Origin of the sequence: Methanolobus profundi (assembly GCF_900114835.1) — an archaeon.
Taxonomy (GTDB): Archaea; Halobacteriota; Methanosarcinia; order Methanosarcinales; family Methanosarcinaceae; genus Methanolobus; species Methanolobus profundi.
The window spans coordinates 364,383-376,912 of sequence record NZ_FOUJ01000003.1; the positions used below are offsets into that span (position 1 = coordinate 364,383).

Here is a 12,530-nt window from a genome sequence, read left to right on the forward strand (position 1 = left end):
TGTATTTGCAAATGGTCTACATACCACTATCAACAGGTCCGTTAACTATATATGATCCCCAACGATATGAAGTATATAAATGGAAATATATAACGAGGAAACCACCAGAATAAAAGAAGTCCTCAGATCAAATCCCAGAGGGCTCAGTGTCACTGATATTTCCAGAAGTATAGGGACTAATAGAAATACAGTAGCAAAATACCTTGAGATACTCAGGATCAGCGGACACGTTGAGATGGATTCCATAGGGACCGCAAAAGTATATTTCCTCTCTCAGAGAGTTCCCGTTTCTACTTTACTTGACTTTTCCTCGGACTACATTATAGTAATAGATAGTGAACGTAGAGTAGTCCAGACAAATGATAAATTTGCAGAGATCATCGGGCTCCCTAAAGATGAGATTATCCGAAGGCTTATAGATGACATCCTTCCCCCAATGATATCAAATAAAACATTGCTTGAAAAGATAGATAATGCCATGAAGGGAGAAGAAACAGTTGAAATGGCTGATATCATAATAAATAATGAGCTCTGGTTCCTGAAAACAAAACTTATACCTTCCACATTTGATGATGGAGGATCTGGTGTAACACTTATAATGGAGAACATAACCGAAGAGATCAACAACCAGAATTCACTGAGAGAGCAACAAAAAAAGCTGGAAGAACTTGTTTCCAAAAGAACAGCTGATCTCGAAAGAACCAATAAGATGCTCCAAAATGAAATTATTGAAAGAAAAAAGATGGAAGAAAAACTTCAGGAAGAATATTCAAAGACCCAGAACTATCTGGATGTTGCCGGAGTACTTATTATAGTGCTGGACGAAAATGGAAAGTGCACACTTATAAATAAGAAAGGAACTGAGATCATTGGTTGCAAGAGCGAAGATGTGATCGGGAAAGACTTTATTGATACTTTCATAGAGGAAGGACAAAAGAAAAAAGTACAGCAAAAATGTCAGGAGCTACTGAAGGATGATATAGAGATCAACTGTGAAAGCACTATAGTCACACCTTCTGGAGAAAAGAAACTGATCAGCTGGACGAACGTATCTTTAAAGGACAAAAATGGAAAGGTCATAGGATTTATTGCATCCGGTAAGAACATCACTGAACAAAGAGAGATCGAAGAGAAACTTAAGGAAAGCGAGAAGAAATACAGACTCCTTGCAGACAACACACTTGACAGCATATGGAAAATGGATGAGAATCTTGTTTTCACTTATGCAAATCCGGCTACAATAAATATAATAGACATTGGATCGGAAGACCTGGTTGGAACAAGACTTAGTGACCATTTCCCCATGTCAGAGACTGAGAAAATGCTGATGATCATGGGTCCCAAGATCAAGAACGGTGAGAACAAAGAATTCACACGAATGGAAACTGCCATGTATGACAGGAAAAAGAACCTTGTACCCATAGAGATCTACGCAAAGGTAATTTTTGATGAGAATGGAAAGTTTCAGGGATTACAGGGAACTACAAGAAGAATATCAAATAAAGAGAGAACAAACAAATGAACATGTTGCTTTGCTCAAAATAAGAAAACTTACCTTTAACATTTAAATTTAAATTATATTTAGCCTCTTGATCACTTTTTTAAATAGAGTTCTTTTAACTGTAGTTGCTATATAAACGCTCACCAGAAACTACATAAAAGAACATGATATATAGAATACAATTCCATCTGACACGGAGTTAGATGATTCTCTATTATAATAATCATTCATGATCATACAGATTCCCGGAGGATTCCCATGAAAGTAAAAATAACCGAAACTATTCTTCGAGATGCGCATCAATCTCTCATTGCTACCAGAATGCGCACCCGCAACATGCTTCCTATTGTTGATAAGCTTGACGAAGTAGGATATTATTCTCTTGAGATGTGGGGCGGTGCAACATTTGACAGTTCCATCAGATACCTCAATGAGGATCCATGGGAAAGACTGAGAGAACTTAAAAAACATATGAAAGAGACCCCTGCACAGATGCTTCTCAGGGGACAGAACCTGGTAGGGTACAGGCACTATTCCGATGATGTTGTAGAAAAGTTCGTGAAGAAAGCCTACGAGAACGGAATTGATATCTTCAGGGTCTTCGATGCTGTAAACGATGTTCGTAACATGGAAAAGGCCATCACAGTGGCAAAGAAGGAAGGGGCACATGTACAGGGTACCATCGCATACACCATCAGTCCTGTTCACACTATTGACAAATATGTCGAGCTTGCAACCAGTCTTGCAGAACTTGAATGTGATTCGATCTGCATCAAGGATATGGCAGGTCTTATCTCACCACAACAGGCATACGACCTGGTAAAAGCACTTAAAGCAGAGGTCAATCTCCCTGTGGACCTGCATGCACACTGTACATCAGGAATGGCACCAATGAGCTACACTGCAGCATGCAGAGCAGGTGTTGACATTCTTGACACAGCACTTTCCCCATTCGCATGGGGAACATCACAGCCACCAACAGAATCTATTGTGGCTTCACTTGCAGAGACAAAACGTTCTACAGGACTTGACCTTGAGCTTATCTCTGAGATATCACAGTATTTCAAGGAGATCAAGGAACAATACCGCTGCATACTCGACCCGATCTCAGAACAGATCGACACCAATGTATTGCTCTACCAGATACCAGGAGGTATGCTCTCAAACCTTGTGTCCCAGCTCAAGGAGCAGGATGCACTCGATAAGTTCGATGAGGTCCTCAAGGAAATGCCACAGGTACGCAAAGAGCTTGGATATCCACCACTTGTCACACCTACAAGTCAGATAGTAGGTACACAGGCAGTGCTCAATGTGCTGATGGGCGAAAGATACAAGGTAATTCCAAAGGAAGTCAAGGACTATGTTCGCGGACTTTACGGAAGACCACCACAGGCGATCAGCGCCGAGATAATCGCAAAGATAATCGGTGACGAAGAGCCTATCACCTGCAGACCTGCAGACCTTATCCAGCCGGAATATGAGAAGGCTAAGAAGGAAGCAGAGGAAATGGGGATCGTGAGCAAGGAAGAGGATATCCTTACATATGCACTTTATCCTGCAATAGCACCTGCATTCCTCAAGGGTGAGCTTGAAGAAGAGGAACTTACTCCGATAATGGAGAAGAAAAACCCATGTGCTACCCCTGACCTCTCTGGCATACCAACTGATTATGAGGTTGAGATCGATGGAGAGGTATTTGCTGTGAAGGTGAACCCTGTAGGCGGATCTGTCAAAGTAGTGTCAGCAGAAGAGAAGCCTTCCGCAGACTCAGTGGCAGGAGCTGTAACAAGTCACATGCAGGGAATGGTACTTTCCATTAAAGCGAAGATAGGAGACACCATCGAAGAAGGCGACACTGTCTGTGTCATCGAGGCCATGAAGATGGAGAATGCTATCCATGCACCACATGGCGGAACCGTGAAAGCTATACTTATAGCTGAAGGGGATGCAGTAAAGTCCGGCGATGTACTGATGAGTATAGAGTAGGTGAGCCTGCATGTTCAAGAAAGTACTAATAGCCAACAGGGGTGAGATAGCCATACGCGCAATGCGTGCATGTCGTGAACTTGGCGTCCAGACCGTGGCAGTGTACTCTGAAGCCGATAAGAATGCTCTCTTTGCAAAATATGCAGATGAAGCATACCTTATAGGTCCTGCACCTTCAAGCCAGAGTTACCTGAACGGTGACAAGATAATAGAAATCGCACTTGAATGCGGAGCAGAAGGTATCCACCCAGGATACGGTTTCCTCTCCGAGAACAGTAAGTTCGCCCGCAAGTGCGAGGAAGTAGGTATCACATTCATAGGTCCATCAAGCAAAGCTATAGAGCAGATGGGAAGCAAGATCGCTGCAAGGAACACAATGATAGAGGCAGGTGTTCCAGTAGTACCCGGTATCAATGAAGCTATATCTGACCCGGATAAAGCAACAGATATTGCTGACGAGATCGGCTACCCGGTCATCATCAAGGCATCTGCCGGTGGTGGCGGAATAGGAATGAAGATAGTTCATTCCAGGGATGAGTTCAAAGGTGCACTTATTTCGATCCAGTCTGTAGCAGAATCTGCATTTGGAGATTCTACCGTATTCATAGAGAAATATGTGGAAGAACCAAGGCACATAGAGTTCCAGATACTTGCCGATAAATACGGTGATGCGGTCTACGTTATGGAAAGAGAATGTTCCATACAGCGCAGACACCAGAAACTCATCGAAGAAGCACCGTCCCCTGTGATCACACCTGAGCTTCGTAAGAAGATGGGTGAGACCGCGGTGAAGGCTGCAAAGGCTATCGGATACGAAAATGCAGGAACTGTCGAGTTCCTCTATTCTAAAGGAGATTTCTATTTCCTTGAAGTGAACACCAGACTCCAGGTAGAACACACCATCAGTGAGATGATCACAGGTATCGACCTGGCAAAGCAGCAGCTCCATATCGCATGCGGAGAGAGATTACCATTCAAGCAGGAAGATATCAGCATCAGGGGATGGGCTATCGAATGCCGTATCAATGCTGAGGACCCTCTCAATGATTTCGCACCATCACCAGGCAAGATCAGAAGATACAGATCTGCCGGAGGACCAGGGATCAGGGTCGACAGTGGAGTCCACATGGGATATACCATCTCCCCCTATTATGATTCCATGATCTCAAAGCTCTGTGCCTGGGGAAGTGACAGGAATGAAGCTATTGACAGAATGCAGCGTGCACTTTACGAGTACGTTGTAGTAGGTGTTACAACAAATATCCCATTCCACAAGGCAGTCCTCAGACATCCTGCGTTCAGGGAAGGAAAGCTCACTACCCACTTCATAGATGATCACAATATCATAGAGGAAGTGAAGAAGGTAGTAGAGGAAGATTCCGAAAGGGGCTCCACACTCGCATCCGCACTTGACACAAAGGACAAAAAAATAGCTGCTGCAACTGCTGCAGTTGGTTCTTATGTGAATGCTGCCAAAAAACAGACAAAGTAATAAACCTTTGGCTACAATAGATTACATAGGTATGTACGGAACTTTCGTATGGTGGAATGCCTGTGAATGACAACAAGAAAGAGATCATAAGGTTGCTTAGGGGATCAGAAGGAAATCCGGTCTCTGGTCAGGAGATAGGAGAGAAACTTGGTATTACCAGAGCAATGGTCTGGAAATACATAAGGGGCCTTCGAAGAGAAGGATATGATATCCGCTCTTCCCCTAAAACAGGATATATACTTGATGCATGTCCGGACATAATTGATCCTGTGGAATTGAAAGGACTCCTGAAGACGAGCCTTGTAGGTAGTGAGATCAATTACTATTCTGTATTGGAATCAACCAATAACACCGCCAGAGAGATCGCCCAAAAGGCACCTGAAGGCACTGTCATCATTGCTGAGAAACAAAATAAAGGACGTGGGCGCCTGGGGACCGAATGGCAATCAGCATCAGGAGGAATCTGGATGTCCCTTATATTAAAACCTTCCATTCCGCTTGAGAATGTATCGAGGGTCACACTTGTTGCAGGTATTGCTGTCACCAATGCCTTGAGGAACATGGACATTGACGCACATATCAAATGGCCTAATGACGTGCTTATCAGAGGCAAGAAGATATGCGGAATATTAACAGAAGTAAGTGCTGAAGTGCAGAAAGTAGACCATGTCATACTTGGCATCGGCATCAATGCGAATGTTAAGTTGTCTGACCTCAGTGAAGATATCAGAAGGAACTCCACCAGCATATCCAATGAGATGGGAAAAGTGATCGATAGGAATCGTTTTGTTGCCTCGCTCCTCTATGAGCTGGAACAACAATACATCATATTCAAAACAAAAAAATTCATTGACATTGTGGATGAATGGATCAACCTCTCTGATACCATTGGCAGAAATGTCAGGGTCACAACACCTAATAGAATAATAGAAGGTAAGGCAGTAGGGATCACTGAAAAGGGAGCACTTGTCATCCTTGATGGGAACCATGAACGGCACGAGATCATCGCAGGTAACTGCCGTTACATCAACTGACCGGTGAAGTGATCATTGTATGCCATCCTTAAAAGGAAATTGCAAGATAATCATTGCATTCCTGCTTTTTTTTTCGTTGATGGGTATTGCACTTGCAGAACCTACGATCATTAGGAGCTATAGTGAACATCTTGTTGTAAGAGATGCGGATACATTGCTAATAAACGGAACAGGTATTTTCCTGACAACTGGCGATTCATGGGATTTCTATCAGGGATATACTCTGAACATCAAAAGTGTCAACCTTGATAAAAAACAAGTTTGGGTCAAACTGCTGAACAACGATGAGCTTCTAGAGGAAGGAATACTCAGCGAAGGAGAAATATTAGTATATTCAAAGGAAGAACAGGAGATCCTTAACATCACGGTGGATACCATATACATAAGTCCGGAAGGAGAACTTATCACTTTCAAACCTGTGTACCAGCACCAGGATCCAGATCTCCCGGACCCGAGAATAGAAGAGGTTGAGGATAACAGCAGTCAGAACAATGACAACGTCTCTATAGTTGAGGATAACAGCAAACAAAGCAGTGGGTTCACAATATTACAGGCACTGGCAGGAATATCATTGATACTGCTATCCAGAAGCACTTTTACTAAATAAAAAAATCAATAGAAAAGAAAGAAAGATGATCAGAACTTCAGATCTCCTTTCTCCATCAGAACCTTAAGGTCCTCAAGACTCAGACGTCCGCTCTTCTCAAGTTTCTCTTTGGCAACAACAAGGTGCTCTTCCTGTTTCTTGTCGTCCTTCTCTACCTGTATGTCATTGAGCTTCTCAAGGTAGATACCAAGCTCGTCCCTGAGCAGAGCGATCTTCTTCTTAAGCGGATCGATCTTTTCCCTTATAGGTGCAGTGACAGCATACTTCTCAGATATCTGAGCATGTGCAGTATCAGCTGCCTTTCTGAGCTCATCTGCCTGATTGTACAGGTCGATCATCTCAAGATGGTGTTTCTGAGATTCCTCTGCAAGCTTGCCGATCTCATTCCCAAAGTCATCCCTTGAGTCAAAGACCTCTTTTGAAGCTTCGTAGGTTTCCCTCAATTGCTGATGGATAGAGTTAGCATCGAATGCTGCACCAAGTCTTTCTTTAAGGTCAAGTAATTTACCAAAAAGATCGATCTCATGTTTTAATGGAATATCAGCATTCAGGAAAATATCAATATCAGCAGCATAAGCTTTGGAGAGGGTCTCAACGCTACCTTTCGACATCTTGTTCAGGTCGTCCCTCTTTGATTTAAGATCGCTTATATTATCTGAGAACTGACGGGTCTTAGCATTGACCTCATTCCTTGAGGATTTCAAAGCAGCGATCTTTGCATTTATAGAATCCCTTTTGGACTTGGCATCTCTTGCCTTTGTAACAAGCCCTTTTACCTGGGAATTCAGACCATTACGTTTCTCTTTCAGGTCATCAGTGTTAGTACGATGCAGCTTGAGCTCGCGATATATACCCTTAAGTTCACGTTCATTATGACCTATCTCAGCCCTGAGATCATTGACCTTGTTCTTAAGGTCCTTCTCGCTCATTGAAGAAACATCTATCTCAGTCATGCTTTAACCTCTTCAGCATCATCTACAAGTGGTTGAGCTTCCCAATACTTCAGTGCTTCTTGATGGCTCTCCAATCTGTTCTCCAGCCATTTGTGCCTTGGAGCTATTTCTGCCATTTCCTTATCGAATGAAGCAATTGTATTGTTATAGTCCTCTTCAGAACAATCGATCGAACTCAATTCTATTTTTGAACTTAAAGCTTCATTAATCCTTTCCTTCACAGTACCCAGGCTGTCGCTTATACCTGATGCCTTTGAAGCAAGTGAAGTAATTGCCTGGAGGATAGAATCCACCTGTGCTTTTTCTTCATCTACGGACAAAGAACCTTTCACCTTTGACAACTTCTCTTTTATGAGAGATACCTGTCTGGAAAGTTCCATGTCACTGGAAACCTTAGAATCGATCTCATCAAGGGTTTTTTCTGCCTGATGGTAGAACAACTGCCTCTTTTCAGTTAGTATCTCTAATTTTTCCAGGACCTCTTCTCTGTTCCTTTTGGAGGAATCGATACTTTCCTGAAGCTCTTTCAGCTTGTTCCCAAGTTGACCGAACTCATCATTATATTCGCCTAAGAGCTTCTTGTGCTTCTGCACAACTCCTTCAATTAGCTCTTTTCTTTCAAAGGTGCTTGGAGCTGTATTGTCTGCTCCTGTAACCGTCGTTTCATCGCTCATAACAAAACCTCGTAGCATTATATCCTGAATATCTGGGCGTGTGCTACTTCATTAATGATCATAACATTGCTTTTATCAACAGCTCCGCACTTGACAGCACATGATACTGCCTTTTCACCAAAGATGTTGATGTTCGTTGCCTTTGATATAACTTCAATGGCCTTTTCCTCAGATACGATATCTCCCTTGTAGAAATCCTCTGATACCGTAACAGAGATATTGCCTTCTTTAAGCGTTCTTCCTAACAGTTCTCTGTCACACAGAGCAACGATCGTGTTATCGCCTGACCGGTGGATCTTCAGATACATATGACCTCTCCTTCAAACTACCTTTACATGTTCCTTATCAGGTTTTATAAGATCACCGGAACGTCTCATCCTGGATATCAGGTCCTCTGCATGCTGACGGTCTATATCCTGCTTCTGGGCTTCTGCATAGACCTCTTCCAGCGGAGCTTTTCCTCCCGGGTGTTTCTCACCGACCATCTTAATAATGTCCTTTATTACCTTTATTCTGTCCCTCTGGCTCTTACTTGTTCCGGAAGCAATGACATCCACATCGAATGCACCGGTGTCCGGATCGACACCGACCTGCCTGAGACAGGAATAAACGATACGTGTTGTCCTTTTTGCATCTTCCATTGTAGCAATGTTGCTAAGCCTTAGACGTGCACTTGCTTCAGCAAGTCTGACAAGTGCTTCGAGCTGACGTGCGGTCACAGGGACAGGAGCATCCTTTCCCTCACCCATCCTACGCAGGTCCATGTAGAACTTGACAAGATGTTCACGTGCATCATCCTCCATCACCGGGAAAATGTTCCTTCTGGAATAGGCAACATACTTACGGAGGAAATCAGGATCAATAACAGGTTTTATAACCTCCATATGATCATCCACCTGCTCCTGTGTGATGATACTCGAAGGAAGATTCTTACGCTGTTCGGAAAGTTCACCTGCATAATGGGATTTAAGAATATGCTTTGCGATCCTGGAATCCATATCCTCGTTCGGAGTGTCCAGCATGACAAATATCATATCGAATCTTGATATCAGAGCAGGAGGCATGTTTATCTGCTGGGCTATACCCTCATACCTGTCAAAACGACCGTACTTTGGATTGGCAGCACCAAGAAGTGCACATCGGGATTTCAAAGTTGCAAGGATACCCGCCTTGGCAACACTGATCGTCTGCTGTTCCATTGCTTCGTGGAGCGCACTCTTATCTTCAGTGCTCATCTTGTCCATTTCGTCCACTGCGGCAATACCCATGTCTGCCATTACAAGCGCACCGGCTTCCAGTGTCCAGCGACCGTCACCAAGATCATCACGCACTGCTGCAGCAGTAAGACCACTGGATGATGCACTCTTACCTGATGCAAATACACCACGAGGAGAGAGTTTTACCATATAACGGAGCAACTGACTCTTTGCAACACCCGGATCACCCATGAAGAGCATGTGAATATCACCACGAACCCTGGAACCATCCGGCAGATGCTTGGCAACACCTGAGAATAACTGGAGTGAAAGTGCTTCTTTAACCTCATCGTAACCATAGATAGATGGAGCGATGGAACCGATCACCTTTTTGTACACTTCGGGGTCACGGCTCAGAGCAAGGATCTGTTCCTCTTCTTCCGGAGAGATCTCAAGCTCATCGAACTCCAGATCCATGTATTCGATGGAATTCGCATGCAGGACAAGATCATAGAAAGGAGATTTACCTTCCCTTGTGGTCCTCTGATGCGAACGCAGTACACCATTGATAATAACACGGTCACCTGGTTTCACAATACCTGCCAGATCATCCTCGATATCCACATCCAGACTCTGAGGCTGTGATCCTCCCTTGAGGTTCTCAGGTGATTCCTGTATCTGGAGCTTTTGGGCATCGACAAAAACAGATTGATTAACGAGTATCTTAAATGGACCTTTTCGACCACAGGTCTCATTCTCACACTCTACAGGTTCAATGAACTTGACCTCGTTCTGAGGAACCATTGTAACGTGTTCACATCGCATACACTGGAACGCAGCATTGAGAACCTTAGGACGGACCTCTGTAGCCTTACGGATCATACCTTCGATCGCAACGAACTGCAGAAGATGCTTACTTCGGAGATCCCTGTTAGGTATCTTATTAGGGACCTTTGTGAAACGTACCTTTGCATCGATAAGGCTCTTCTCAACAGGAAGATCTATCTGCTGGAGTGCATTGTCTGCACTGGGCAGCACCTCATCAGGATTGAAAAGCAGCTCATTGGCAATTTCCCTGTCGAATACCTCAAGATCGTAGAAATCTACTTCCAGACTGCGCTGGTCAGGATAGTTGTTAGCGAGCTGCAGGATACTATCCCAATAATATTTCTTAAGGAACACTACGAATTTTTCGTCCCACTTACCTTCTGTCATGTTTACACTAATTATTTAAAGATCATTTAGGAAATGCAACATAGGTTTCAAATGATATGAACATTTCGAAACGCATCCCTATCGGTCAATCATCATTCGCAGCCGACGTACCCTGTTGTTCATCTTCAGCTTGACAGGTCCTTTGTACCTTGCGCAGGATACCACGAAGTGTCTGTACTTCACGGGGCATCAGACATGCCCTTCCAAATATCCTCCTTAGCATAAGATCGGTCTTTTCCTTCTTATGCTCCGGATAATCAATATCATCCAGAAGCTCTGAAAGATGATCATATAATAGCCTGATATCGAACGGATCGGCAAGAGGAGTATCACCTGACACTATGGAACTGAACTCATAGAGAACAACTGCCACTGCATGGGACAGATTCATGACCGGATATACATCTGATGTAGGAATGGTCATTATCATATCGCACTTCTTGAGCTCCTCTTTTGTAAAGCCGTTATCTTCCCTTCCAAAAAGTACTGCTACCTTCCCATCAATACCTGACAGGCGATCTTTCATTTCTCCAGGAGTATAACCCGGAACTCTCAAGTGAAGATCGAACCTGGACCCTGCTATACCGGTAGTACCTATTACAATACTGCAATCTTCAATGGCCTCTTCGAGAGAGGAGACTTTCCTGGCACTTTCCAGCAGGTCCCTTGCATGAGAGGACATTGCTCTTGCTTCACCCTCCAGTTTGCAGGGATTTACAAGTATAAGGTCTGAGAAACCAAAATTCTTCATCGCCCTTGTGACAGAGCCGACATTCCCCTGATAAAGAGGTTCAACGAGTACTACTCTAAGGTCCATATTGTGCGTACAACCTACTGCTTCTTTTTGTTTTTTGCCTACATAAGCGAGTAACGGCATATAAGCTTAATTAAACCTCATAAGCCACTGTGTGAGATATGGGCACAACAATAAGCCTCCCGATATAGATTTTATCGATGAAAATGTTTAAATAATATCGAGACCACAATCATGCAAACCAAACCGGTTACTTATAAGTAAAAAATGAAATAATTTTTCTTGTAATAGTTATACTTATATCGATATCAGGAGAAAACTAAATGTCTATGGAGTATTTTGCAGGCGTGAGTGACGCCTTAAGACTTACTTTTGTGCAGGTAATGATCATGGCAAACCTGTCCATTGGTATTTTTATTATAGGAATGTATATAAACTTAAAGAAGTGGGGAATGGGCTCCACAGGCTATGGAGATGCACCTTCAAAAAGCATCCTGGCCTTCCCTAAGATGCTTATGTACCAGATGAGTGAACATGCCCATGTCCACAACCAATCTGTTCTGGAAACTTTTGTACTTGACATCGTCTTCCAGAGAAGGATCCTGAGAAGAAGCCCCCTCAGATGGTTCATGCACTTCACAATTTTCGTAGGATGGTCTTCACTTTGTATCATGTCCATCGCAATGTTCGCAGTAGAAATGATACACATGATAGGAGAAGCTGCAGGTATTCACGAGTTCCCAACCCTGTTGACACCTATATACTTCAGAGAATTCCTCTCATTACCAAATGACGTATTCAGTTACATCTTGCTTGTTGGTATCATCATTGCAATATACAGAAGATTGTTCGTTGTCAAGGCAAGAGAAGCAACCATTGCTTATGACTCCATACTTCTCATCGGACTTACCATAATCACCGTAACAGGATTTGTGGCAGATGGAATCAGGAACGGTACCTTCTGGGGCCTGGGACTTCACTATGAATATGCACCACCAGCAGCACTCTTCCACGTTGTGATCTCACTGCTGTTCTGTATCGCATACATCCCATTCAGCAAATACATCCACATGATCGCAATACCACTCGCACTCCTTGCAAACAAGGGAGGAGAATAA

At 43.4% G+C, this 12,530-nt stretch carries 11 protein-coding genes; 6 read left to right on the forward strand and 5 right to left on the reverse strand.

The genetic code is table 11. The features are described from left to right. Positions 1-79: 79 nt before the first annotated feature. From BM008_RS09115 to BM008_RS09135, 5 genes are all read left to right on the forward strand, one after another. The gene (locus BM008_RS09115) at positions 80-1,522 is read left to right on the forward strand and encodes a PAS domain-containing protein (protein WP_091936233.1); all 1,443 of its coding nucleotides are present in this window, start codon (positions 80-82) and stop codon (positions 1,520-1,522) included. A gap of 237 nt (positions 1,523-1,759) precedes the next feature. Continuing rightward, positions 1,760-3,487 (forward strand): sodium-extruding oxaloacetate decarboxylase subunit alpha, encoded by a 1,728-nt coding sequence (gene oadA / locus BM008_RS09120; protein ID WP_091936235.1) that lies wholly within the window; start codon positions 1,760-1,762, stop codon positions 3,485-3,487. Between the two features lie 10 nt (positions 3,488-3,497). Then, a complete protein-coding gene (locus tag BM008_RS09125) occupies positions 3,498-4,979 on the forward strand; it encodes an acetyl-CoA carboxylase biotin carboxylase subunit (RefSeq protein WP_091936237.1) in 1,482 nt (493 codons plus the stop codon). A gap of 62 nt (positions 4,980-5,041) precedes the next feature. After that, complete coding sequence (locus BM008_RS09130; protein WP_245747988.1) at positions 5,042-6,013, forward strand: biotin--[acetyl-CoA-carboxylase] ligase; 972 nt, start codon at positions 5,042-5,044, stop codon at positions 6,011-6,013. 19 nt (positions 6,014-6,032) lie between these two features. Continuing rightward, positions 6,033-6,620, forward strand: coding sequence for an S-layer protein domain-containing protein (locus BM008_RS09135; RefSeq protein ID WP_091936240.1), 588 nt, complete (start codon positions 6,033-6,035; stop codon positions 6,618-6,620). Between the two features lie 29 nt (positions 6,621-6,649). On the opposite strand, the gene BM008_RS09140 is transcribed toward BM008_RS09135, so the two are convergent. The 5 genes from BM008_RS09140 to BM008_RS09160 all read right to left on the reverse strand — a co-directional run bounded on the left by BM008_RS09140 (position 6,650) and on the right by BM008_RS09160 (position 11,475). Beyond that, the gene (locus tag BM008_RS09140) at positions 6,650-7,573 is read right to left on the reverse strand and encodes a coiled-coil protein (protein WP_091936242.1); all 924 of its coding nucleotides are present in this window, start codon (positions 7,571-7,573) and stop codon (positions 6,650-6,652) included. Continuing rightward, on the reverse strand, positions 7,570-8,247 hold the full coding sequence (locus tag BM008_RS09145; RefSeq protein WP_091936244.1) for a hypothetical protein: 678 nt from the start codon (positions 8,245-8,247) through the stop codon (positions 7,570-7,572). Before BM008_RS09145 ends, BM008_RS09140 begins: the two co-directional genes overlap by 4 nt. 17 nt (positions 8,248-8,264) lie before the next feature. Beyond that, complete coding sequence (locus BM008_RS09150) at positions 8,265-8,555, reverse strand: DUF424 domain-containing protein (RefSeq protein ID WP_091936245.1); 291 nt, start codon at positions 8,553-8,555, stop codon at positions 8,265-8,267. A 12-nt stretch (positions 8,556-8,567) separates the two neighbouring features. Continuing rightward, the gene (locus tag BM008_RS09155; RefSeq protein WP_091936247.1) at positions 8,568-10,658 is read right to left on the reverse strand and encodes a minichromosome maintenance protein MCM; all 2,091 of its coding nucleotides are present in this window, start codon (positions 10,656-10,658) and stop codon (positions 8,568-8,570) included. A gap of 85 nt (positions 10,659-10,743) precedes the next feature. Further along, a complete protein-coding gene (locus BM008_RS09160; RefSeq protein ID WP_245747989.1) occupies positions 10,744-11,475 on the reverse strand; it encodes an RNA methyltransferase in 732 nt (243 codons plus the stop codon). A 266-nt stretch (positions 11,476-11,741) separates the two neighbouring features. Between BM008_RS09160 and BM008_RS09165 the strand changes: the two genes are divergently transcribed. Further along, positions 11,742-12,530, forward strand: coding sequence for a disulfide reductase (locus BM008_RS09165; protein ID WP_091936356.1), 789 nt, complete (start codon positions 11,742-11,744; stop codon positions 12,528-12,530).